Annotated in this window: 26 protein-coding genes and 1 tRNA gene; 6 read left to right on the top strand and 21 right to left on the bottom strand. The window is 62.4% G+C overall.

The features are described from left to right. The first annotated feature begins 59 nt into the window (after nucleotides 1-59). Nucleotides 60-920: an isoaspartyl peptidase/L-asparaginase family protein gene (locus ACTIGF_RS06175; RefSeq protein ID WP_439636029.1), complete on the top strand. Its 861-nt coding sequence runs from the start codon at nucleotides 60-62 to the stop codon at nucleotides 918-920. A gap of 76 nt (nucleotides 921-996) precedes the next feature. Here the strand turns inward: ACTIGF_RS06175 and ptsN are convergent, their stop codons facing one another. The 8 genes from ptsN to ACTIGF_RS06215 all read right to left on the bottom strand — a co-directional run bounded on the left by ptsN (nucleotide 997) and on the right by ACTIGF_RS06215 (nucleotide 7,291). Continuing rightward, nucleotides 997-1,461, bottom strand: coding sequence for a PTS IIA-like nitrogen regulatory protein PtsN (gene ptsN / locus ACTIGF_RS06180; protein ID WP_107712043.1), 465 nt, complete (start codon nucleotides 1,459-1,461; stop codon nucleotides 997-999). Between the two features lie 43 nt (nucleotides 1,462-1,504). Continuing rightward, nucleotides 1,505-2,143, bottom strand: coding sequence for a ribosome hibernation-promoting factor, HPF/YfiA family (gene hpf / locus ACTIGF_RS06185; protein WP_439636030.1), 639 nt, complete (start codon nucleotides 2,141-2,143; stop codon nucleotides 1,505-1,507). 206 nt (nucleotides 2,144-2,349) lie between these two features. Next, a complete protein-coding gene (gene rpoN, locus ACTIGF_RS06190; RefSeq protein WP_439636031.1) occupies nucleotides 2,350-3,861 on the bottom strand; it encodes an RNA polymerase factor sigma-54 in 1,512 nt (503 codons plus the stop codon). A gap of 12 nt (nucleotides 3,862-3,873) precedes the next feature. After that, on the bottom strand, nucleotides 3,874-4,632 hold the full coding sequence (lptB, locus tag ACTIGF_RS06195; RefSeq protein WP_439636651.1) for an LPS export ABC transporter ATP-binding protein: 759 nt from the start codon (nucleotides 4,630-4,632) through the stop codon (nucleotides 3,874-3,876). 64 nt (nucleotides 4,633-4,696) lie between these two features. Beyond that, the gene (locus tag ACTIGF_RS06200; protein WP_439636032.1) at nucleotides 4,697-5,278 is read right to left on the bottom strand and encodes an LptA/OstA family protein; all 582 of its coding nucleotides are present in this window, start codon (nucleotides 5,276-5,278) and stop codon (nucleotides 4,697-4,699) included. Continuing rightward, nucleotides 5,275-5,991 carry an LPS export ABC transporter periplasmic protein LptC gene (gene lptC, locus ACTIGF_RS06205; RefSeq protein WP_439636033.1) on the bottom strand — a complete coding sequence of 239 codons (717 nt, stop codon included), beginning with the start codon at nucleotides 5,989-5,991 and terminating at the stop codon, nucleotides 5,275-5,277. The genes ACTIGF_RS06200 and lptC overlap by 4 nt, the downstream gene beginning before the upstream one ends. A gap of 71 nt (nucleotides 5,992-6,062) precedes the next feature. Beyond that, nucleotides 6,063-6,677: a ribonuclease D gene (locus ACTIGF_RS06210; protein WP_439636034.1), complete on the bottom strand. Its 615-nt coding sequence runs from the start codon at nucleotides 6,675-6,677 to the stop codon at nucleotides 6,063-6,065. Between the two features lie 194 nt (nucleotides 6,678-6,871). Beyond that, on the bottom strand, nucleotides 6,872-7,291 hold the full coding sequence (locus tag ACTIGF_RS06215; RefSeq protein WP_439636035.1) for an organic hydroperoxide resistance protein: 420 nt from the start codon (nucleotides 7,289-7,291) through the stop codon (nucleotides 6,872-6,874). A gap of 114 nt (nucleotides 7,292-7,405) precedes the next feature. Here ACTIGF_RS06215 and ACTIGF_RS06220 point away from each other — a divergent pair, with 114 nt between their 5' ends. Further along, a complete protein-coding gene (locus ACTIGF_RS06220) occupies nucleotides 7,406-7,876 on the top strand; it encodes a MarR family winged helix-turn-helix transcriptional regulator (RefSeq protein WP_439636036.1) in 471 nt (156 codons plus the stop codon). A 158-nt stretch (nucleotides 7,877-8,034) separates the two neighbouring features. Here the strand turns inward: ACTIGF_RS06220 and ACTIGF_RS06225 are convergent. Continuing rightward, a tRNA-Leu gene (locus tag ACTIGF_RS06225) sits at nucleotides 8,035-8,121 on the bottom strand. 228 nt (nucleotides 8,122-8,349) lie between these two features. On the opposite strand from ACTIGF_RS06225, the gene ACTIGF_RS06230 reads away from it, so the two are divergent. Continuing rightward, nucleotides 8,350-9,339: a complex I NDUFA9 subunit family protein gene (locus tag ACTIGF_RS06230; protein ID WP_439636037.1), complete on the top strand. Its 990-nt coding sequence runs from the start codon at nucleotides 8,350-8,352 to the stop codon at nucleotides 9,337-9,339. A gap of 1 nt (nucleotide 9,340) precedes the next feature. Beyond that, nucleotides 9,341-9,895 carry an ATP-dependent protease subunit HslV gene (hslV, locus tag ACTIGF_RS06235; protein ID WP_439636038.1) on the top strand — a complete coding sequence of 185 codons (555 nt, stop codon included), beginning with the start codon at nucleotides 9,341-9,343 and terminating at the stop codon, nucleotides 9,893-9,895. 222 nt (nucleotides 9,896-10,117) lie between these two features. On the opposite strand, the gene ACTIGF_RS06240 is transcribed toward hslV, so the two are convergent. Continuing rightward, nucleotides 10,118-11,290 (bottom strand): saccharopine dehydrogenase family protein, encoded by a 1,173-nt coding sequence (locus ACTIGF_RS06240; protein ID WP_439636039.1) that lies wholly within the window; start codon nucleotides 11,288-11,290, stop codon nucleotides 10,118-10,120. Between the two features lie 85 nt (nucleotides 11,291-11,375). After that, nucleotides 11,376-11,807, bottom strand: coding sequence for a VOC family protein (locus tag ACTIGF_RS06245; RefSeq protein ID WP_439636040.1), 432 nt, complete (start codon nucleotides 11,805-11,807; stop codon nucleotides 11,376-11,378). 110 nt (nucleotides 11,808-11,917) lie between these two features. Between ACTIGF_RS06245 and hslU the strand changes: the two genes are divergently transcribed. Further along, nucleotides 11,918-13,222: an ATP-dependent protease ATPase subunit HslU gene (gene hslU / locus ACTIGF_RS06250; RefSeq protein WP_439636041.1), complete on the top strand. Its 1,305-nt coding sequence runs from the start codon at nucleotides 11,918-11,920 to the stop codon at nucleotides 13,220-13,222. A 95-nt stretch (nucleotides 13,223-13,317) separates the two neighbouring features. On the opposite strand, the gene ACTIGF_RS06255 is transcribed toward hslU, so the two are convergent. From ACTIGF_RS06255 to ACTIGF_RS06280, 6 genes are all read right to left on the bottom strand, one after another. Then, complete coding sequence (locus tag ACTIGF_RS06255; protein ID WP_439636042.1) at nucleotides 13,318-14,871, bottom strand: serine hydrolase domain-containing protein; 1,554 nt, start codon at nucleotides 14,869-14,871, stop codon at nucleotides 13,318-13,320. A gap of 66 nt (nucleotides 14,872-14,937) precedes the next feature. Next, entirely contained in the window at nucleotides 14,938-16,542 is a 1,605-nt protein-coding gene (locus tag ACTIGF_RS06260) for an ankyrin repeat domain-containing protein (RefSeq protein WP_439636043.1), read from the bottom strand. Continuing rightward, nucleotides 16,539-16,937, bottom strand: a complete 399-nt coding sequence (locus ACTIGF_RS06265) for a BlaI/MecI/CopY family transcriptional regulator (RefSeq protein WP_439636044.1) — start codon at nucleotides 16,935-16,937, stop codon at nucleotides 16,539-16,541. The genes ACTIGF_RS06260 and ACTIGF_RS06265 overlap by 4 nt, the downstream gene beginning before the upstream one ends. Before the next feature lie 95 nt (nucleotides 16,938-17,032). Further along, complete coding sequence (locus tag ACTIGF_RS06270; protein ID WP_439636045.1) at nucleotides 17,033-17,635, bottom strand: Smr/MutS family protein; 603 nt, start codon at nucleotides 17,633-17,635, stop codon at nucleotides 17,033-17,035. After that, the gene (mltA, locus tag ACTIGF_RS06275) at nucleotides 17,635-18,675 is read right to left on the bottom strand and encodes a murein transglycosylase A (protein ID WP_439636046.1); all 1,041 of its coding nucleotides are present in this window, start codon (nucleotides 18,673-18,675) and stop codon (nucleotides 17,635-17,637) included. Before mltA ends, ACTIGF_RS06270 begins: the two co-directional genes overlap by 1 nt. Nucleotides 18,676-18,850: 175 nt before the next feature. Further along, nucleotides 18,851-19,510, bottom strand: a complete 660-nt coding sequence (locus ACTIGF_RS06280) for a Tim44/TimA family putative adaptor protein (RefSeq protein WP_439636047.1) — start codon at nucleotides 19,508-19,510, stop codon at nucleotides 18,851-18,853. A 183-nt stretch (nucleotides 19,511-19,693) separates the two neighbouring features. On the opposite strand from ACTIGF_RS06280, the gene secB reads away from it, so the two are divergent. Continuing rightward, a complete protein-coding gene (gene secB, locus ACTIGF_RS06285) occupies nucleotides 19,694-20,197 on the top strand; it encodes a protein-export chaperone SecB (RefSeq protein WP_375547832.1) in 504 nt (167 codons plus the stop codon). 9 nt (nucleotides 20,198-20,206) lie between these two features. On the opposite strand, the gene dnaQ is transcribed toward secB, so the two are convergent. From dnaQ to ACTIGF_RS06305, 4 genes are read right to left on the bottom strand one after another with little or no spacing between them, the layout of a single operon-like run. Next, nucleotides 20,207-20,920, bottom strand: coding sequence for a DNA polymerase III subunit epsilon (gene dnaQ / locus ACTIGF_RS06290; RefSeq protein ID WP_439636048.1), 714 nt, complete (start codon nucleotides 20,918-20,920; stop codon nucleotides 20,207-20,209). Further along, entirely contained in the window at nucleotides 20,917-21,522 is a 606-nt protein-coding gene (coaE, locus tag ACTIGF_RS06295) for a dephospho-CoA kinase (protein ID WP_439636049.1), read from the bottom strand. The genes dnaQ and coaE overlap by 4 nt, the downstream gene beginning before the upstream one ends. Beyond that, a complete protein-coding gene (gene aroE / locus ACTIGF_RS06300) occupies nucleotides 21,519-22,343 on the bottom strand; it encodes a shikimate dehydrogenase (RefSeq protein WP_439636050.1) in 825 nt (274 codons plus the stop codon). The genes coaE and aroE overlap by 4 nt, the downstream gene beginning before the upstream one ends. Continuing rightward, nucleotides 22,343-22,927, bottom strand: a complete 585-nt coding sequence (locus ACTIGF_RS06305) for a Maf family protein (RefSeq protein ID WP_439636051.1) — start codon at nucleotides 22,925-22,927, stop codon at nucleotides 22,343-22,345. The genes aroE and ACTIGF_RS06305 overlap by 1 nt, the downstream gene beginning before the upstream one ends. Between the last annotated feature and the right edge of the window lie 6 nt (nucleotides 22,928-22,933).

Genomic DNA, 22,933 nt, shown 5'->3' on the forward strand with positions numbered 1-22,933 from the left:
TAGGCGCTTGCGTTCAAGGATGATAAGTCAGCCCAGCAATTCAAACCGATGAGGGCGTGATGACGACACCGGTTCTGGTTCTCCATGGCGGCGCAGGCGTGCTGGCTCAGCGCAGTTATGATCGCGAGATCGATCATCTCTCCGCCCTCGCCGAACGCACGCGGGATGCGCTGCTGGCCGGTCAATCGGCTCTGGACGCGGTTGTGGAGGCTGTGGCCGATCTCGAAGCGTCCGGCCTCTATGTCGCCGGCAAGGGCAGCGCCCCCAACGCCGCCGGGCGGTATGAGCTGGACGCCGCGGTGATGGACGGGGCCAACCGCAATGCCGGCGCCGTGTCCGCCCTCACAGGGTTTCTCTCCCCCATCCGCGCCGCACGCGCCGTGATGGAGACCACGCCTCATGTGCTTCTGGCGGGGAAGGGCGCGGAAGCCTTCGCGGAAAAAGCCGGGCTGGCGCAGGTTGAGGATCCGGACGCCTATTACAAATCCGCCGCCGATCCAGACCCCCGCCCCATTCCAACCGGCACGGTGGGCGCGGTGGCGCTCGATCGTGACGGCCGGCTCGCCGCCGCCACGTCCACCGGCGGCACGCTGAACAAGGTCTGGGGCCGGGTGGGGGACACGCCGATCATCGGCTCCGGCACCTGGGCGGATGAACGTGTGGCGGTCTCCTGTACGGGGCAGGGCGAGTATTTCATGCGCACCAACGCCGCCGCCGACGTCTCCGCCCGCGTCAAATACGCCGGGCGACCCCTGGCGGAAGCTGTCGAAGGCGCGCTCGCCGATGTGGCGCGTCTGGGCGGCGAGGGCGGCCTGATCGCGGTCGACGCCTCTGGCGCGGTCACCGCCCAGTTCAACTCGCCGGGTATGAAACGCGCCATCGTCCATTCGGACGGCCGCATCGATGTGCGGATGAGCTGACATCCCAGACATCAACTCAAAAAAAGCCCCGACCGATTGGTCGGGGCTTTTTAAAATGACTTTGAGGCGAACGGGATCAGGCCGCGTCGCTTTCCACGCCATTATTGAGCAAGGCGGTGATCGCATCCGCATCCGGCGCAGCGCGCACGGCGCGGCGCAAATCCTCACGCCGGAAAAACCGCGACACCTGAGCCAGGGCCTTCAAATGGTCTGCGCCTGCGTCTTCCGGCGCCAGCAGCAAAAACACCAGATCCGCCGGCTGGCCGTCAATGGCGTCAAAGTCCACCGGCTGTTTGAGCCGTGCGAACACGCCGCACACCCGGTCCACCAGATCGGTGCGGGCATGGGGAATGGCCACGCCATCCCCCACCCCGGTCGATCCGAGTTTCTCGCGCTCGATGACCGCGTCCAGAACAGGCCGCGACGCCACGCCCAGGGCGCGCTCCGCCAGCTCGGCCAGACCCACAAGGGCCTGTTTGCGACTGGTCGCGGCCAGTTCGGCGGAAACGCCGCCTGGCGAAATAAGTGTGCTCAGAGCCATGAAACGCTCAACTGCTGACTGCTCCAGCGGCTGTGAGTTTCGATCACTCCGCAGCCGCGCTGGCCGCGTCTTTAGCGCCTCGGGACGGATCAATCCACCCCACATGACCATCAGGCCGACGGTAAACGAAGTTCATCGCGCCGTTGGCGGCGTTTCTGAACAGCACAAAAGGCGCATCGGCCAGGTCCATTTCAAGCACCGCCATGGAGACTGTGAGGGTTTTAAGCTCCGCCGCCTGTTCAGCGATGATCACCGGCTCATCGCCGCCAACCGCGCCGCCATCATCCTCTTCAAGCTCGTCTTCAGGGACTTCCACAGCCCGGCGATCAGACCGCAGCACCATGACGGACGTGGATTCCGCCGCCGGCAAGCCGGCCTTTGCGCCATTTTGATGGTCCTTCAGGCGGCGTTTGTACCGCCGCAACCGTTTTTCCAGATGCCCGGCGGCGTCTTCGGCCGCGCTATACGCCTCCTCGGCCGAGCCGGACGCCTGAAGAAAAGCTCCGGAGGGAAGATGGAGCGAGATGTCCACCTTGAAGCCGTATCCTTCCTTGCTCGCGACGACAAAGGCTTCCGCAGGTCGATTGAAATATTTCGAACCGGCGTCGGTGATGCGGGTCTCCATGCGCTCGCGCAGAGCGGGGGACACATCGATACCTTTGGAGACGAACTGGATAAACATGAGAGCTCCCTTCAACTGGGGTCCAAGAGCGCACCTTCGGCGCGTTGGACCCTGTGGGTCACTCCCCGCGCCGGGCGCGGCCGGCCTTGTCGAAAGACCGGACATTCACGGTATCTGCAGGCAAACCGTGCCGTCAATCAGAACTGGTGCGACACGGTGAACGACGCGTGAGGCAAACGCATCATGCGGCGCAACATGAACCGTGTTCAGCCCATGCCCTTGAGCTTGCGCCGGCGCTTGACCGAAGAGGGAATGTTCATGGCCTCGCGGTATTTGGCGACCGTGCGCCGCGCAATATCCACGCCGTCCGCCAGCAGACGCTCGACGATCTTGTCGTCGCTCATCACATCTTCAATCGTTTCGGACTCAATCATCGCCTTGATGCGGAACCGCACCGCTTCGGCGGAATAGGCTTCGCCGCCGTCTGCAGACGCGATGGCCGAGGTGAAGAAGTATTTCAGCTCGAACAGGCCGCGCGGGGTGGCCATGTATTTGTTGGACGTCACCCGGCTGACAGTGGATTCATGCATGCCCACCGCATCCGCGACCGTTTTCAGGTTCAGCGGGCGCAGCCAGGCCACGCCCTTGGCGAAGAAGGCGTCTTGCTGGCGCACGATCTCGCTGGCGACCTTGAGAATCGTCCGGGCGCGCTGATCAAGGCTTTTCACGAGCCAGGACGCGTTCTGGGTGCACTGGCTGATGAAGACCTTCTCGTCCTCTGACCGCGCTGACGCGCTGATCTGTGCGGCGTAGCGATTATTCATCAGGACGCGCGGCAAGGTGTCGGTGTTCAGCTCAACCGCCCAGCCGCCATCCGGGCGCTCGCGCACCATCACGTCCGCCTCGACCGCGCGCGCGCCGTCAGCGCCAAAGCCCAGGCCAGGCTTTGGGGTCAGGCGCTTGAGCTCGGCGATCATGTCCTCAAGATCTTCGGCGTCCACGCCGCACAAGGCTTTCAGCCCCGCATAGTCATGCTTGGCCAGCAGCGGCAGATGGTCCACCAGCGCCGCCATGGCCGGATCCAGACGGTCGCGCTCTTGCAATTGCATCGCCAGGCATTCCTGCAGTGTGCGCGCCATGACGCCCGTCGGCTCGAACTTCTGCAAGGCGAAGAGCACCGCCTCGACTTCAGAGCGGGTGACGCCCAGCCGGTCGGAGGTTTCGCCCAGATCGGCGCGCAGATAGCCGTCTTCGTCCGCCAGATCGATCAGATGCGCCGCGATCAGCCGGTCAGCAGGCTGCAAAGCCAGATCCGCCAGCTGATCATGCAAATGCTCATGCAGGGTTTTTTCCCGGCTGGCGTGATCGGCGGCGTCAAATTCAGAGGAATTGAACGAGCCGCCGGAGCCCGCGCGGGACCAATCAACAGACCCGGCCGCGCTCTCGGCGCCCGCCATGTCTGCTTTGGAATCAGAATACATCGCCTCGGTGTCGGCGTCGAAGGACTCATCCGCCTTGCCGGGCGTGTCAAAGCTGAGCTCGTCGCCGTCTTTGGTCTTGGCTGCAACAGAAGGATCAGACGGTGCGGATTCGTCAAGCGCAGGCGCGTCCGAGCGCTCGTCACGCTCAAGGAGCGGATTGCGCTCTAGCTCGGTCTCAACAAACTCGGTCAGCTCGATATTATTCAATTGCAGCAGCTTGATAGCCTGCTGCAATTGAGGGGTCATCACCAGACCCTGGCCCTGCCGAGCCTCAAGCTTATGTCCCAGTCCCGCCATTCAGATCCCTAGTTAAAACCTTTCGCCCAGATAATAGCGGCGCACGTCCTGATCATTGCGCACCGCGTCAGGGGCGCCTTCAAACAAGACTTCGCCGTCATGAATGATCGTCGCTCGATCCGTGATCTCGAGCGTTTCGCGCACATTGTGATCCGTGATCAGAATGCCGATGCCGCGCTGTTTGAGATAATCGACCAGATCGCGGATATCGGCGATGGCCAGCGGATCAATGCCCGCAAAGGGTTCATCGAGCAGCATGAAGCTCGGCTGCGCCGCCAGCGCACGGGCGATCTCCACCCGGCGGCGCTCGCCGCCGGACAGGGCCATGGCCGGACTGTTGCGCAAATGATCGATATGCAGCTCTTCAAGCAGCTCGTCGATCAAGGTCTCGCGCCGTTGACGATCCGGCTCGACGATTTCTGCGACAGCGGCGATGTTCTCGCCCACGGTGAGACCGCGGAAGATCGAGGCTTCTTGCGGCAGATAGCCGATGCCCAGGCGTGCGCGCTGGTACATGGGCAGGCCGGTGATGTCCTCGCCGTCGAGCATGATGCGTCCGTGATCGGCCGATACCAGGCCGGTGATCATGTAAAAACAGGTCGTCTTGCCAGCCCCGTTCGGTCCCAGAAGCCCCACCACTTCGCCGCGTTTCAGCGACAGCGAGACATTCTTGACCACAACGCGCTTGCCGTAGGACTTGCCCAGATTCTGCACCTGGACGCCTTCCCCGGCGAACGCCTGGTCCGGCGCGTCGATCCGCTCGTATTCCATGGTCGTCATGCTTAACTCCGACGGCCTAAAAAACTGTGAAGTCTGACGCGTTCAGCGCGCAGACCTAGCCTTCAGGCGCTTCATAGGGACGCGGGCCGTCGCCCGGAATGACCGGCGCGGGGCAGTCCTGCGGAGTTTGCGTGGTTGCGGCGTCATCATCGGTGAAGAAGACAGACCGCACGCGATCATTGCTGTTCTCGCCGCCATCCAGACGCGCCACCCCGGTCGCCAACTCGGCGTACAGATGCTCGCCAGTGGACACGTTGCAGCCCTGGGTCAGCACGACCGAACCCGTCAGTTCGATCACGTCGTTCACCAGATCATAGGTGCCGCGATCGCCGCGCGCGATCTCGGCCTCGGTGACGTAAAACACCTCGCCCTCGGCCACGATGCGGCGCAGTTCGCGCCCGCCGGTGTCACGGCGCACATAATAGGCTTCCAGCCGGTCCGCCCGCAGGCGCACGCCGCCGCGCACCACGTTCACGTCGCCGGAATAGACAACCAGCCCTTGCGCGTCGAAGAGCTCGCTGCGATCCGCGCTGATATCGGCGGGACCTTCGCCCGGCCCGATGGATTGCGCCAGGGCGGGAGCCGTCATCAGCAGCGGCGCCGCCAGCAAGGCGGCGGTCAGGGTACGCAAGGTCATGGCTCGTTCTCCTCTGACCGGCCGGGGCCGGCGTCAGCGTCAGTCGCGGTCGGGGTGGAGGCTGCGTCAAAGCGTGTGCGCACATCCCCTTCCAGAATAATGTGTTGGCCGTCGTCTCGCACTTCAAACCGATCCGCGCGCACCGCGCCCCAGGGCGCAAGACCCCGCATCGGCGCCGGACCTGTCACCACGCCTTCGCGCAGGTAAAGCGTCGCCGATTGCGTGTCGAAGACATAGCCCGAGCGCGTGGTCAGCCGCACATTGGTGTCGAGCTGCAAGGACAGGTTCGCATCGTCAAACACGCCATGCTCAGCAAGCACACGCGACGCGTCCTCCCCGCCGTCGAGCAGCGCATAATCCAGCGTCGGGCGTTCCAGATCCGTCAGCGCCTGCTGAGCGCCGCGGCGGCGCTCAGCGGTTTCCGCCGTAATGACATAAGGCACGCCGCCTTCATCGCGACCGGTGAAGCGCGGATTGATGATGCGTTCGGATTCGCCGGCGCTGGCGCTGATCGCCACATCCGTGGCCGGGCGATCGGACCCGCCCGACAGCATCATCTGGATCAGCGCATTGAGCGCCACCAGAACCGCCGCCGCAATCAGCACCCCGCGCAGACCCGCCACAAAGCGACTGCGCCGACGGGCGTCGGCCAGCGATTTGGCGCGGCGTTGGCCAATCATCTGGCCATCCGCATGTATCAGGGCCGCAGACATCAGCGGTCTGGCTCCGTTTGAAACAAGGCTGCACCCTTTGTGACGGTCATCGCCGCCCCGTGCAAGCAGGCTCAGGAGTGCGCGAAGATATCAGTCTCGTCCCAGCCCATCAGATCCAGACGCGCGCGCTGGGGCAGGAAGTCGAAACACGCCCGGGCGATCTCCATGCGGCCTTCGCGCTCCAGCATGCCGGTGAGGCCATCGGCGATGGCGTGCAGATAGAGCACGTCGGACGCGGCGTAATTGAGCTGGGCTTCGCTCAGATCATAGGCGGCCCAGTCCGAGCTTTGCTGCTGTTTGGACAGCTCCACGCCCGCGATCTCGCGGCAGACATCCTTCAACCCGTGACGGTCGGTATAGGTGCGCACCAGCTTGGACGCGATCTTGGTGCAATAGACCGGCGTCATGGTGACGCCCAGATCACGCTCGACGATCGCCAGATCAAAGCGCGCGAAGTGCAAAAGCTTTTCAACGCTTTGATCCGCCAGAAGCGCCTTGAGATTGGGGCAGTCATAGGTGCTGCGATCCGGCTGGACGATATGCGCGTCGCCATCGCCCGCCGAGAGCTGGACCAGGCACAGACCATCGCGCACCAGAGACAGGCCCTGGGTTTCGGTGTCGATGGCGACCCGCTTGCCCAGATCGAGCCCGTCCGGCAAATCCCCGCGATGGAAGTGAATGGTCATGGCGTCAGCTCCGCAGCTTTAATCTGTAAAGATGCACAGGGTATCGGACGTTCGCTTCAAAGCGTCAATCTGGGCGGGTAGCGCTGCAGAGACGGGGCATACGCTTTATCGCGAGTCAGCCGCCCTGATCACACATGACAACGCGCCCGGAGCCTAGGCCCCGGACGCGTCATTCATGCAAGAGCGAACAAGGATCAGCCGAGCTTCAGCGTCGTCTTCACATTGCCGCGGGTGGCGTTGGAATAGGGGCAGACCTGTTCGGTCTTCGCCATCAACTCATTGGCCTGCTCGGTCTCAAGCCCCGGCAGATGGCCAATCAGCGTCACTTCAAGTCCAAAACCGCCTTCGGCGCGCGGGCCAATGCCCACTTCGGCCTCAACCTTCGCGCCCTCGGGCAGCTTGATCTTTGTTTGCTGGGCCACCAGACCCATCGCGCTCATGAAGCAGGCGGCATAGCCGGCGGCGAACAATTGCTCCGGGTTCGTGCCCGGCCCGTCATCACCGCCCAGCGCGGCGGGCGTGGAGAGCTGGACATCGAGCCGCTCGTCATCAGACCAGGCGCGGCCCTGACGGCCTTTGTTCGCGCTGGCGCGGGCGGTGTAGAGAATGGACATGGGAGGGCTCCTTTTCTATCGCGTGCGATATTTCTGAGCACGATATAATCACCGTCTTGCCGCCGTCAAGACGCAGCGATATTGTCGTGTGCGATTAAACAGGACCGATCCATCATGAGTTCCACCGCGCCCCGCACGCCCGACCTCGCCACGCTGGATGACCAGCTGTGCTTTGCGATCTATTCGGCGAACACGGCGATCAACCGCATGTATCGGCCGTATCTGAGCAAGCTGGGCCTGACCTATCCGCAATACATCGCGCTGCTGGCGCTGTGGGAGACGGACGATGTGACCGTGGGGGCGCTGGGCAAGCGATTGTATCTGGACACCAACACCCTGACCCCGCTTCTGAAACGCCTAGAGGGCATGGGCCATCTCACCCGCACGCGTGACCCCAAGGATGAGCGCGTGGTGCGCATCCGCCTGACCGATCAGGGCCGGGCTTTGCAGGCCCAGGCCACAGACGCCCTCGCCTGCGTCCACGCCATGGCCAGCGAAGATGATATCGATCTCAAACCCTGGATCGAGGCGCTGAACCATCTGCGCGAACAAGCACTGAAAAAGGCGCAGTGCGCGGGGGGCTAGGCTAAAGCCAGAGACCCGGAACGAAAAAAGCCGCTGCGAGTGCAGCGGCCATATCAAAACACGAACACCCCGAACCTGAAGGATTCGCAAGCGCGAACGCACGCCCTCAGCAAAGCGAGAAGCTTGCCCCGAAGGGGTAGTCTAAATTTTCAGAGATATGGTGCCCAGGAGAAGACTCGAACTTCCACTCCCTTGCGGGAACTGGCACCTGAAGCCAGCGCGTCTACCAATTCCGCCACCTGGGCAAGTGAGGAGCGGGGGTGATACGGCGCAGATACCGCCCTGTCAACGGGGAGGACGCTGTTGATCTGCACATTGCGCACATGCTGCGCCCATAGGCTTTCCGGGCGTTGCGATACGGCCTCGCGATTACAGCGCCGCATGGACAGCGGCGCCCGTTTTGGTCTATCGCCCTATAAACCTATCTTACATGTCGCACGCACTGGCGCGTGCGAGCCTTTCAGGGGCGGACCATGACACTTCGCAATGAAATGATCACCGTTTTCGGCGCTTCGGGCTTCATCGGCCGCTATGTAGTGCGCGAGCTGGCCAAGGCCGGCTACCGGGTGCGCGCCGCGACCCGCCGACCGCATCTGGCCCATGAGCTCAAACCCATGGGCGTGGTCGGCCAGGTCCAGCTGATCCAGGCCAATCTGCGCAATGAAGATTCGGTGCGCCGCGCCGTCGACGGCGCCCACGCCGTGGTCAATCTGGTGGGCATCCTGTCGCAGAGCGGCAAGCAGAACTTCCAGTCCCTGCAGGCAGAAGGCGCAGGCCTTGTGGCCAAATGCGCCGCCGAGGCGGGCATCACCAATTTCGTGCAAATCTCCGCCATCGGCGCGGATGAAGACAGCGCGTCCGAATACGCCCGCACCAAGGCGCTGGGCGAAAAGGCCGTGCGCGAGGCGATCCCTTCGGCAGTGATCCTGCGCCCCTCCATCGTGTTTGGCACCGAAGACGGCTTCTTCAACAAGTTCGGCTCCATGGCGCGGTTCGCCCCCGCCCTGCCGCTGATCGGCGGCGGCAAGACCCGGTTCGAACCCATCTTCGCCGGTGATGTGGCCCAGTGCGTGCTGAAAGCGGTTGAGACGCCGTCCAAATATGCCGGTCGCACCTATGAACTCGGCGGGCCGGGCATTTACACCTTCAAGGAAATCCTTGAGTTCATCCTGACCACGATCCGCCGCAAGCGCTTTTTGGCGCCGGTGCCGTTCTTTGCGGCCTATCCGCTGGGCATGGTCGGCGAGATCCTGGGCGCGCTGCCCTTTGTAGAGCCCTTCCTGACCCGTGATCAGGTGACCTTGCTGAAAACCGACAATGTGTCGGGCCTGACCGATGAAGATCTGGGCAGCGTGACCGATTTCGGCATTGATCTGGAATCTGTCGAAGCGATCACCCCGACCTATCTGGTGCGCTATCGCAAGGGCGGCCAGTTCAATGAAGATCCGGAAATGATTGCATAATATGCCTGATACCGAGCGTAAGTTCCCCGGCTGGCGCGGCACCACGATCCTGAGCGTGCGCAAGAACGGCAAGGTCGTCCTCGCCGGCGACGGCCAAGTGTCCATCGGCGATACGGTGGTCAAGGCCACCGCCCGCAAGGTGCGGCCCCTGTCGAGCGGCAAGGTGATCACCGGCTTCGCCGGCGCCACGGCGGACGCGTTTGCGCTGTTTGAACGGCTGGAAACCAAGCTTGAGCAATATCCTGACCAGCTGGCGCGCGCCTGTGTCGAGCTGGCCAAGGACTGGCGCACGGACCGCTATATGCGGCGGCTGGAAGCCATGCTGATCGTGGCGGACCGCAAGGAGACCTTCACCCTGACGGGCGCGGGCGACGTTCTGGAGCCTGAAGACGGGGTCGCCGCGATCGGCTCAGGCGGCAATTACGCGCTGTCAGCCGCCCGCGCATTGCTCGACTATGAAGAGGACGCGGAAGTCATCGCCCGCAAGGCGATGAAGATCGCCAGCGAGATCTGCGTCTATTCCAACGGCAATCTGACCGTTGAAACGCTGGGCTAGGGCCTGACGTCAAAGCCTGAAGACAAAAACCCCGGCCTTGAGAGCCGGGGTTTTTCTATTGATGATTGCGGGACTGAATGAGTGTTTAGCCCATCATTTTCAATTGTCATCCCGGCCCTGAGCCGGGATCTACCGACTTCATCTCTATGATCAGAACAGAGTGGTTTCGGTAGATCCCGGATCGCCTAAGGCGTCCCGGATGACAGTTCAAAACATGAAACCCTACCCCTCGATCGCAAACGTCAGGCCCGCATGCTCAGACAAGCGTTTGATCAAGGCGTCACCCAGCGCGGGCGCCGTGGTGTAGACCCCGCCCGGCGTCTGGTCGCGGCTGACGTCTTTCACCAGCGCCAGCGCGCATTCAGTGATCATCTTCGACGTCGACCCGTAACCTGGATCCTTGTCACCCTTCACGGACGCCGTGAAGCGTTGGCCGTCGGCCGTCTCGCCGGTGAACATGACATCGTAAAAACCGGTCTCACGCTCTTCTTTTGAGGGACCTTCACCCGGCTTGGGGGGATTGTCCTGCATGGACCGATCATTGGCGATCACATGAGCGAATTGCTCGCCCTTCTCGCCCGGTCCGGTCATGAACATCTCGTCGTAGACAAAGTCCTCGCCATAAGCGTGACCCATCAGGGCGTTCGAGCGGTGAACATTCTTGGTGTTGATCGTCGCCATCACGAAAGGCGCGGACCAGGCGTTTAGATCCTCTTCAAAGATGACCTTGGCGCCATGAGGCTGTTTAGGACCTTCAAAACCCTCGCACAGCGAGAACGGATCCTTCAGCCAGTCAATGATCTGAGGCTCTTTCGCCGCACGCTTCATGGTTTCTGCGAAGCTGGCCGCAGTGCCGCCCGAGAAGGTGCCCTTCATGGCGCGGACCCGACCCTTGATGCGGCTGAGCGGCTTTCCGGTCTTCGCCTTGGCGTGCTCTTGCAGAAAATAGACGCCCAGATCAAAAGGCACGCTGTCAAAGCCGCATGAGTGGACGATCCGCGCGCCGGAGGCTTTGGCCTTTTCGCCATAGACGCTGATGATGTCGTGCATCCAGGCGGGCTCGCCTGACAGGTCCACATAATCGGTTCCGACTTCGACACAGGCTTTCACCAGCGCTTCGCCATAAAGCTGATAGGGCCCCACCGTGGTGATCACGGCGCGCGTGCGCTCGGCCATGGCTTTGAGCGAGGCCGGATCAGAGGCGTCCGCCACCACAAGCGGCGTGTCGGCCGGCGCGCCAATCTCGTCACGCACGGCTTTGAGCTTGTCTTCTGATCGGCCCGCCATGGCCCAGGCGACAGTCTTGCCGTATTCGTTGCTGAGATATTCGGCGACCAGGCGACCGGTGAAGCCGGTAGCGCCATAGATCACGACGTCAAATTCACGGTTCGACATGGGCTCTCCCTCCCTGAGATATTAGTTCACTCATTAAGTGAATTAGGGAGAAAGCGCCAGCCTGCCAAGAGGGCCGAATGCCGAGCTAGGCATCAAGCTCGGTGGCGAACACCATGGCGTCGTCGCGGAACGCCTTGAATTCCAGCGCATTGCCAGCAGGGTCAGTGACAAACATCGTCTTTTGCTCCCCCGCTTTTCCGGCAAACCGCACATAGGGATCAATGACGAACGGCGTCCCGGCGCGGCGCAGGCGCTCGGCCAGAGGATCAAACTGGTCCCAATCCAGGATCAGGCCGAAATGGCGCACGGGCACCTGCTTGCCGTCCACAGCGCCTGTCTTGGCCGCCTGACACTCTTCCGGCGCCAGATGAGCGACGATTTGGTGCCCCAGAAAATCAAAATCGATCCAGTGATCGCTCTCGCGCCCCATAGGGCAGCCCAGCACATCGCCGTAAAACCGGCGCGCCGCTTCAAGATTGTCCACGGGGAAGGCGAGATGAAAGCGGGGACGGGACATCAGACTCTCCTGAAACAGGGGGTGACAGCGCCGGGCTTTGAGTTCCGGACCGGAAAGCCCTACATGTCCGTTATCCTTACCACCCAAACCTGAAAAAGACATGGGGCGTCATGACTGAGTTTTCTCCGCGCGAAATCGTCCATGAGCTCGATCGCCATATTATCGGCCAGGCCGACGCCAAGAAGGCGGTGGCCATCGCGCTGAGAAATCGCTGGCGTCGTAAGCATCTGCCTGACGGGCTTCGCGAAGAGGTCACGCCGAAAAACATCCTGATGATCGGCCCGACCGGCGTCGGCAAGACCGAAATCTCACGTCGGCTTGCGAAGCTCGCAGGCGCCCCCTTTATCAAGGTCGAAGCCACCAAGTTCACAGAAGTCGGCTATGTGGGCCGTGACGTGGATTCCATCGCCCGCGACCTCGTCGAAATCGCGATCACGCTGGTGCGCGACAAAAAGCGCGAAGAGGTGAAGGCCAAGGCGCACGCCGCCGCTGAAAACCGCGTTCTGGATGCGCTCGTTGGCAAGGATGCGGGCGCCTCGACCCGTGAAACCTTCAGAAAGAAGCTTCTGTCCGGCGAGATCGACGACAAGGATATCGAGATCGAGATTCTTGATGATTCCAGCAATCCCTTCCAGGGCATGGATTTGCCCGGCATGGGGTCGATGGGTGTGATCAATCTCGGAGACATGCTGGGCAAAGGCTTTGGCGGCAAACCCAAAACCCTGCGCACCACGGTAAAAGAGGCGTATGAACCGCTGATCAACGAAGAAGCGGACAAGCTCTTGGATGAAACCCAGATCCAGTCCGAAGCCATCCGCCTGGCCGAAAATGACGGCATCGTCTTCCTGGATGAGATCGACAAGGTCTGCGCCCGCGCAGACGCGCGTGGCGCCGACGTATCCCGCGAAGGCGTGCAGCGCGATCTGCTGCCGCTGATCGAAGGGGCGACGGTCTCTACCAAATACGGCCCGATGAAGACCGACCACGTGCTCTTCATCGCCTCCGGGGCCTTCCATGTCAGCAAGCCCTCAGACCTTTTGCCGGAGCTTCAGGGTCGCTTGCCGATCCGGGTGGAGCTGCAGGCGCTGACCCGCGATGACTTCCGCGCCATCCTGACCGAGCCGGAAGCCAGCCTGATCACCCAGTATGTGGCGTTGATGAAAACCGAAGGCTTCGAGTTGAGCTTTGAAGACAGCGCCATCGACGCGATCGCCGATTTCGCTGCGGAAGTGAACGCCAGCGTTGAAAATATCGGCGCGCGGCGCTTGTCCACAATTCTGGAAAAAGTCTGCGAGGAAATCAGCTATTCCGCATCGGATCGCTCGGGCGACAGCCTGGCCATTGATGCGGACTACGTCACCGAGCGCGTGGGCAGCCTGGCCCGCAATGCGGACCTGTCCAAATTCATTCTCTAAGGCTGAAGCGGCGCACCCTAAAAAGGGGTGCGCCGCGCCGAAAAAAGGGGACCGGCGCGGCGCGAGCTGATACCGGCGCCGGCCGAAGCCGCACGCTATGAAGCGGGGAGATACACCGTCTCAGCTGACGCCATAAAAGCCCTGACCGAGGTGATTTGCGCAAGTGAATTTCTGTTGAACTTCAGCTCAAACGCGCTTGATCTTAGTGAAAAATCAGTAATGTAGAAACGGTCAGGGGTGATCGGGACCAGTCTGGCGCCAGATTGTCCGCCATTATAGCTCGCCATCAATTCCCCGTTCTCGCGGTAGATTGTGAGGTCGGATGTGAAGGGCGGCTGCGCCATTTGCATCTGCAAATCCGCCGGAAAATTCGGGTCGACCGCATACACGCCTTCATAGCGCGCCATCTGGGCGTCACTCAGAACCAGTGGCGGGATGTCGAGCACGGGATTGACCGTCCAGCCCATCACATCATTCATCGCATTGCGGATCTCCACGGCCAAATCATTGCCGTTCGCGCCATTGGTCAGCACAACAAGGCCGTCACCGGTCGCCAGATGCCCCTCCATCCAGGCGCGATAGGAATTATTGGCGCCGCCATGGTGAAACAGGAACCCGTCCCCGCGGCCTTCCAGTCTGGGTCCCAGACCGTGTTCGGACGGCGCGACGCGGGTCATCATCTCCTGGCCCAGAATCGGGTGCAGATACGGGCTCTGCCCGCGATAGGCGTTGATCATCTCCGCGGTCATCCGGCCCAGATCATTGGCGCTGGTCCACAAGCCTGACGCCGCCATCTCGGGAAAGGCCTCATAGCCTCGCGGCAGCGCCGCAGGGGCGCCATTTCGATCATGGGCCTTAGCGATGTTTGCATGATCTTCCGGCAAGGGGTTGGCGAAGCTTGAGCGGTTCATATCCAGAGGATCAAACAGAATGCTCTGCGCGGCATCTTCAAACGACGCACTTGTCGCCTCAGCCACCAGACCTTCAAGCAAGGTGTAGCCGCCCCCTGAATAGCGATAGCTCATCCCCGGACGCGCCTCTATGCGCAGCGGATCATGCCTGGCCGGCGCTTGCCCGTTCAGGGTCTGCGCGCGGGTCGGCAAAGCCTCGCCCGGCATGAAGTCGGCAAAGCCATGCAGGTTCAGGCCGCCCGTATGCGACAGCAGCATGCGCACGGTCAGCGGCGTATCTGCATAGGGCGAGCCGGCTTCAGGCGACCAATAGGGCAAAGCCTGACTGATATCGGCATCAAGCTCCATCATGCCGGACTGAACCAGATTCAGGGTCATCAGCGCCGTAGCCATTTTGCTGACCGATCCAGCCGAAAAAACCGTATCGGCGGTCACGCGCTCATCCGAACCCGACTGCAGCACCCCAAAGCCCTGCGCATAGATCACTTCGCCATCCTCGATCACGGCGACCGCAACGCCTGGCACGCCGTAATGCGCCATACGATCTTCCAGGGTGTAGCGCTCGATCTGCCCGCCATAGGAAAACCGGCCGCGCAACTGATCGGTGAACGCGTCAGGGTCAGCATGCTGGGTCATCGCGGATGCAGGCTGGCAGGCCGACAGGATCGGCGTACTGGCCATCATAACAGCGCCAATCATCAGAGCGCTGAAGGCGGGGGTCTTGTTAAATCCAGGCATAGGGGTCTCCTTTCCATCAATCGACGGATCACCAGAAGGGTTATTTTTTATTGTTATAAGAATGGGTTAGTTCGTTTGTGGCGGTTGGTGGCTTGCGCCTCGGGCCACAAGCCAATCCCTCATGTCAGTCTGTGCATGACGCTCGGCCTCGCTCAGCGGGGACCGATACAGCCCGCCGAAATCACCTGGCGCCGCCGGAACAGTCAGGGACACATCCGCACCCGCACGCACCAGCAACTGCGCCGCGCCCATATGTCCGGCCGCCGCGGCGTTGATCAGCGGCGTTTCATCCGCCAGGACATAGCCGTTCGGATCAGCGCCTGCGAGCAGGAGCCGGGAAATCACGTCACGATGACCGCCCCGAGCAGCATTGGTGAGCGGGGAGCCATTCCGGGGCGCCGCCAGATCGACTTGCGCGCCTGCTTCCAGAAGCAGCTCCACCACATCTAGGCTGCCGGCGCGGGCCGCAGCGATCAGCGCCGTTCCGGACTGGCGCGTCGCAAGGTCAGGCTCTGCGCCCGCCTCCAACAGCAAGGCGACCATGGCGGCGTCACTGCGGCGACTGGCTTCAATCAGGGCCGTGCCGTCAGTCGGCCAGATACGGTTCACGTCGGCGCCGCGTTCAAGCCGTGCTTCAACAGCTTGGATATCGCCCTGACGCACGGCCTGGATGAGCCGCGATTCAAGAAAGTCCATCGCGCCCACGCGCGGCGTGAACAGGATCGCCAGCGCGATCAGGACCGGCAGAGCGATCATGATATTCAGGAAGCTGCGGCGCACGGAGCCCACGCGCACTTGGGTCAAAGCGTTCACACGAAACCTCAATTCTGATTTGCGCGGCGGCTGGGCCGCAAGGGTCAAGGGACGCGCCAGAACCGCTGTCTGCGCGGCGTCCAGAAGGGCGTGCGCCAATACAAGCGGTTTGCCCTGGGTGCGCACAGCGGCTTCATCGCAAAGCGCTTCACGCATGCTGCGCACATGTCGGTTCAACTGGTGCAGGCCCGGCGCCCACCAGAACACGCTCGCAATGAGGCGTTGAGCGAGCCCGGTCAGGGCGTCATGACGGCGGATATGCGCGATCTCATGCTCAAGCACGGCCTGTCCGGCCTCATCAAAGCGGAAAGCTACAGGGATCAGGACCACCGGCCGCACGAAACCCGCGACCATGGGAGAGAGCACGTCTGCGCTCTCTCGCAAGACCACTCGACGCGACAGGGTGAGATCGGTCGTCACGGGCGTTGCGCGGCGGGTCAGCCGGTTCAGGCTCCACAGATCACGCATCAGGCTAAGACCCGCCCAGACCAGGCCGATCATCCACACAAACACCAGCACAAAGGCGAGGCCTGTCAGGATGTGAGAGAGGCTCAGACCCTGATCCTGAGTGACCAGATCCGTCACAGGCAGCGCAGCGAGGGTTTCAGGGGTGATCACGGCCACGGGATCCGCCGCGCTGCTGCTGACGCCAAAACCCTCAATGGCTGCCTTTTGCCGGGCCGGCATGAGCGCGACCAGAAACATGACCGGCAGGCTGAAGACCGCAGCAAGCGCCAGATCATGACGTTCCCGAATGCGCGTCGGCGGCGCACTCCGGTCAACCAAGAGAACGACCAGGCTCAATACGCTCGACGCGATCAGCACGAAGAGGGCGGACTGGAAGAGAGCGACAATCATGCCCCGCCGCCTTTCTCCTCGCTCTGCTTGAGCACTTCAGCGCGCAGAGCGTCGATGTCCTCAAGCGTCAGGGCTTCATCCTCGATCAGCTGCTGGGCCAGACGCTGAGGCGAACCGCCAAAGAAGGATTTCAGCACGGAGCCCAGCGCGGAGCGTTGCGCCCCCTCCTGAGACAAAGCCGGCGCATAGATATGCGCCCGTCCCTCCTTGCGGAAACTGACATAACCCTTGTCCGCCATGATACGGACTGTGGTCAGCACGGTCGTATATGCGAGGCCGTAAACGGGCTCCAAAGCGTCCGTCAGTTCACGCACGCTGGCTTCGCTGCGTTTCCATAAGACACTCATGATCCGGTGTTCGGCTTCGGTCAGGGTCGGGGAGGCGGTTCGGGCCATCTACGTATTCCTTAGTTTTAATCGTTGTCTCACAGCGCGGCGAGGCGATCAACTAAAAACTTAGTTATAGCCGAATGTACCTGAATTTTGGCTGTTTATGAGGCCCGAAGCATCACATAGAACGCCCCTGACCCGCCGTGTTTGCGGCTCGCTTCGGCATAGCCGGACGCCAGCTGGGCGAAGTCAGGATCGCGCATCCACTGGGTGAAGGAGCGTCGCAAAATGCCCGGCAAGGCCCGTTCCTCAGGATCCCAGGGCTGGAACCGCCGATCATCGAGCGCCCGGGCGCCGGCGCCTTTGCCGGTGATCACCAGCACCGTCCGAAAACCCTTGCCGCGGCAGCGATGCAAAAACCCCAGCAGGGCGTGGCGCGCGCTGGCGGTGGTCATGCCATGAAGATCAAGACGCGCCTCGACCTCCACCTGACCGCGGCGGACTTTCTTTTCCGGCGTTCGGTCCACAGGGGTGCGCTTGGCCGGGCGCTGCGCCATTTCCCGCATGAGATCGCGTTGCAAGGCGCCGGATTTTACCGGCTCGACCTGCGGAATGGGCGGGGCGCTGGGCTTGGGCGGTTCAATATCCTCGCGCTCCAGCCGTTTCAAACGCTCTGCATCCAGCGGCTTCACCCCGCGCGCAAACCGGGTCCAGAGCTCACGCTCTTCAGGCTTGAGCCCGCGTGGCGTGCGACGCTTGGTCATCAACGGACCTGTCGCGCCGCCAGTTCATTGGGCAAAAGCAGCGTCCAGCGGGCGTTCGGATCATTCTGCCGCCCGGCGCGTTCGCCCGCTTCATGCCCCCAGCCAAAAAACAGATCCCCCCGTACGGGCCCTAGAATGGCGCCGCCAGCGTCCTGGGTGATCACCAGACCGCTCCAGTTCGGCGCGCCATGAAGCCGCGCATTCACCACCACCGGCACGCCCCAGGCGTGATGCGCCGCATCCACCGCAATCGAGGCCATGGGCGTCAACGGCGCGCCTTGCGCACCAATCGGGCCTTCGGTGTGGTCATCAAGACTATCGAGGGTGAAAAACACATAGCGCGGATTTTCATCAAACAACGGACGCCAGGATTGCGGCCCGCGCAGGCGCAGCCAGTCCTCGATATCCTGTTTGGAGGCGTTGTGCTCAGACAGTTCGCCGCGATCAATCAAGATACGCCCGATCGACACATAGGGTCGGCCATTATGCGCCGCGAAACGCACGCGCGCTTCCGAGCCGTCTGGATAATGCAGCCGTCCCGAGCCCTGGATTTGCAGGAAAAAGACATCAATCGGACGGCCCCAGGCCAATGGCACGCCCAGATTTTGAGCTTCAATCTCGGCGCGTGACTGGTACGGCACAAACTCGCGATCCGCGGCCCGGCCCACGACCCGGCGGCCTTCGAGCCCGGCGATGAACTGGCCCAGATCGCCCGTGAGCAGATCGCTGGGCAGCCCCCTGATCGCCATGGAGTATTCCGGCGTCGGCGCGGCGCTGACCTCGACCACCGGTTCGTAATACCCTGTCAGCCGGCCTGCGCCGTCCAGCTCAACAGGCGTGAAGCTGCGCTCAAAGAAGGCGCGCGCGCTGTCTGCATCCGGTTGCATGGGGGCCAGCATCGCCGCCTGCAGGCAGACCGAACGCCAATCGCCTGCAGAACCGGCATAGCCGACACGCGGATTCATCGGATCGCGGTCCGGCCGGTCTTCAATGCGCTCGCATGAGCGCACGAACGCAGAAAGCGCCGCTTGCGCATCCACGCTGCGCCAGCCCTCAACGATTGAAAAAGGGACGGGATGGAGGGCGACGGAGCTGACCGCCGGACGCGGCGGAAACCCGCCAGGCGATGTTGGGTGGCCCGGCTGAGCGGAGGGCGGCGCGCTGGGTCCGCTAGAACACGCAGCCACGAACATCAGGGCCAGGAGCCCGGCGAGCTTAAGCGGGCTTGACCCCGGACAGGCGCCAGTTGGGGTTGTCGTTGGTGACGTCACGCTCAAAGCTCCAGATCTCATCGACCGTTTTCAGTGTGGTGAGGTCACCCTCCACCACATCTCCTTGAGCATTGCGGGTTTCACTGGCGAGCTCGGCGGAGAAGGCGATCTTCACCTTGGCCCGATTATCGTTAAGAGAGGCTTCAGAAATCTCGGCGGATTTGATCCGGTCGATCTCTGTGGTCATCGTGAGGTTCTGGTCTTCACGCGCCTTGATCGCCTGATCATAGGCTTTCATCACCCGGTCCGACAAAAGCGGCTGAAGCGCCTCGCGATCACCCTTGGCGTATGCCGTGACAATCATTTCATAGGCCGCCTTGGCGCCCTTGGTGAATTCCTTGGGGTCAAAGCTGGGATCCTGCTGGGCGATCAGGGTCAGACCCTCGCCCGCGGGGCCGGAAAAGCTGGCGGCGAAGGGCGTATCCTCCTGGGGCGGGCGCATGGAGGGCGGAGACGGCATGGCGCCGGCGGCTTCGGCCCGCTCGCGCTGTTCGCGTTCCACATCCTCCGCCGTGCGGCCCGATGGCTTGCCCAGCACCATGTACAGGCGCACGCCCAGGAACACGGCCAGGCCAGCAAAAAACAGGATTTGAAGAATGTCCATAAGGGGCGCTCGCGCAAGTTTGAGTGCGGTGTGGTCCAGATATAGGGGCTATGACCGTCCGCGTCACGCGGGGGGTTGAGCTTGCCGCACACGCCCGCGCATGCTACGCGCCCCGCTTCACCTTAGTCTGTTACGGGATTGCGCAGCCTGTGCGGTTCCGATCAAAACCTGAGTAGACTCATCATGACCGACGCGCCCGCTACGCCGCAAGGCGGCGAACAGCCGATGCCTCCCGCCATCCGTGTGGCGGGACAGTATGTCAAAGACCTGTCGTTTGAAAATCCTGGCGCGCCCGAAAGCCTGCGCGGCGCCGGACAGCCCAATATCGATCTGAGCGTGGACGTTCAGGCCCGCGATATGGGCGGCGACATGTTCGAGGTTGAGCTGATCATCGGCGCCCGCGCCCAGCGCGATTCAAACCCCGTCTTCATCGTCGAGCTGACCTATGCCGGTCTGTTCCAGATCCAGAATGTGGACGCGCAAGCGCGCGAAGCCTTTCTGCTGATCGAATGCCCGCGTCTGATCTTCCCCTTCGCGCGCCGCGTCCTGTCCGACGCCACCCGCGATGGCGGCTTCCCGCCGCTGATGCTGGAGCCGGTGGATTTCGCGGCGCTGTATCGTCAGCAAATGGCCAAGCGCGCCCAGGCCCAGCAAGGCGCCCCGGCGACCCCGCCGGCCGACGCCTAAGACACAGCCTTACTCTGCCGAGGCGTCCGCCTTCAGCAGACCCAGAGACTGCCAGAGCGGGTCGTCCATCTCCGAGATAAACTCGGCGTGGGCGGCCCGTTCCTGTTCAGAGACCAGGGATTTGAGCGATTTCGGACGCGGCGCGCGCACAGGATAGACCACTTTGCCGTCGCCGCCGTCAGACCCTGAAAAGCTCAAGCTTTGCTCGCGCCCGCCATTGAGCTCGAGATACACCTCCGCCAGCAGATAGGAGTCGATCAGCGCCCCGTGCTTGGTGCGGCTGTCGAGCGAAACGTCAAAGCGTTTGCACAAGGCGTCGAGACTGGCCGGCGAGCCGGGATACTTCGCCCGCGCCATGGCGGCGGTATCGATAAAGCGTGATTTGGGGATGATCGGCCGGGCGCAACGCTCCAGCTCCATATTGATGAAGCCCATGTCGAACATGGCGTTATGCGCGACCAGCGTTGAATCCTCGATAAACTCCAGGAACTGGTCGACGATCTGGATGAAGACCGGCTCGTCCTTGAGCATTTCGCGCGTGTGACCCGTGACCGCGGTGACTTCGGCGGGAATGTCGCGCTCGGGATTGATCAGGATGCGCAGATCCTTGCCGGTCGGAATGAGATCGATCACCTCCACGCAGCCCAGCTCGGTGATGCGGTCGCCGCCCCTGGGGTCCAGACCCGTGGTCTCGGTATCGAAAATGATCTCGCGCTTGCTCATGACGCGTCCCCATCTGTTTTGAGCTGATCCAGCAGCGCGCGCACCTGACCGCGTGCAAACTCTACACCCTGGCTGGTGTCGATCACATGGTCAGCGCGGGCGCGTTTTTCCGCATCCGGCGTCTGCCGCGCCAGAATGGCTTCAAACTTGTCCACGCTCATGCCCTCACGCGCCAGAACCCGATCACGTTGAACCGCTTCGGGCGCCGAGACCACCACCACATGATGGACCTGATCATGCTGGCCGGTTTCAAACAATAACGGCACGTCGAGCACCACGATTTCAGCGCCCGCTTGCTCGGCCTCATGAAAGAACCGGCGACGCGCCGCCCCCACCAACGGGTGGACGATCGCATTCAGCGTTTCAAACTTCGCCGGATCTGCTTGCAAGGCGGCGCTGAGCTTGTCGCGATCCACACCGGCGCTTTGCGATGTGCAGCCCGGAAACGCATGTTCGATCAAGGGGACCGCCTCACCACCCGGCAGATACATCTGCGCCACCGCAGCGTCCGCATCAAACACGGGCACGCCTTCATCCGCGAACAAAGCCGCGGTGGTGGATTTTCCCATGCCGATGGATCCGGTGAGGCCCAGAACGATCATGCGCGTTGCTCCAGCGCCGCCAGCAAACCCGCCCGCACATCATCATGGACAGGCGCTGACGCGCCGAAAAACGCTTCAAACGCCGGGCGCGCCTGCCCCACCAGCATAATGAGACCATCGGCCGTGCGCCGGCCCAGATGCTCGGCCTGCGCCAGAAGCTCGGTCTTCAAGGGCGCATAGACCATGTCGAACACCAGCGCGTCGCTGGCGGTAGCGGACAGATCAACCGTGAGGGGCGGCTGACCGGTCATCCCCAAAGATGTGGCGTTGATGACAAGGCTTGCACCCTCGAACGCCGCGGCATCGTCCAGCGCATGGATCCCTGCTTTCAGGCCAAAATCCTGGGCCAGAGCCTTCGCGCGATCCGCCGTGCGATTGAGGATACGGATCTCGCGGTCCTGATCCTTGAGATGATACAGCGCCGCCCGCGCCGCGCCGCCCGCGCCGATTACAATAGCGGGTCCTGAACCTGAATCTGATTCAAGTGCGCGAGCGATCCCGATATGATCGGTATTGTCCGCCTCGATACGGCCCTGACGCCAGACCAGCACATTCGCGGCCCCAATGGCGCGCGCCGCGTCACTGGCGGCGTCAGCTGCCAGCAAAGCCGCCTCTTTGTGCGGGACTGTGACGTTCACGCCCGCCAGACCGGCATGAAACCTGGCGCGGACCGCGTCAGCAAACGCGTCCGGCTCACATTCAATGATCACATAATCGCCGGGCTGACCCGTCTCATCGAGCCAGGTTTTCATGATCAGCGGAGACAGCGAATGTTTCGCCGGCCATCCCACCACCGCCGCTTTTGGCCAGTCGCTCGCCATTACTGAGCCAACACGCCTTCATGACGCAGCGCGTCCAGAACCGGCAACAACGAGAGGCCCAAAATGGCGAAATAATCGCCTTCGGTGCGCTCAAACAATTGCGCGCCCAGCCCTTCATAGGCGTAGCAACCCACGCCTTTCGTGAGAATATCTCCAGCGTTTTCAAGATAATATGCGAGAAACTCATCGGAGAACTCACGCATCACCAGGGTCGACCGCGCCTGATGCCGCCAGACGATCTCACCATCACGCGCCAAAGCGATCCCGCCCTGAAGATAATGGACGCCGCCGCGCAGCTGGCGCAGCCTCGCCTCAGCCTCTTCAACTGAGCGCGCCTTGTCATAGGCGGCGCCTTCAAACTCGAGCACCTGATCAGAGCCCAGAACCAGCACGCCGGGACGCCGTTTGGACACTTCCAGCGCTTTGAGCTCGGCCAGTTTCAGCGCCAAGGCCGCCGGATCGCCCTGAAAGCTGTCCTTGACCGCGCCTTCATCAATGTCAGCGGGATCAATCTCAAAGCTGAGCTGGGCGTTTTCCAGAATGGCGCGACGCGACGCCGAGCCGGATGCGAGGAGAAAGCTCATAGGGAA

The organism is Oceanicaulis sp. (assembly GCF_051859625.1).
In the GTDB taxonomy this organism is placed as follows: Bacteria; Pseudomonadota; Alphaproteobacteria; order Caulobacterales; family Maricaulaceae; genus Oceanicaulis.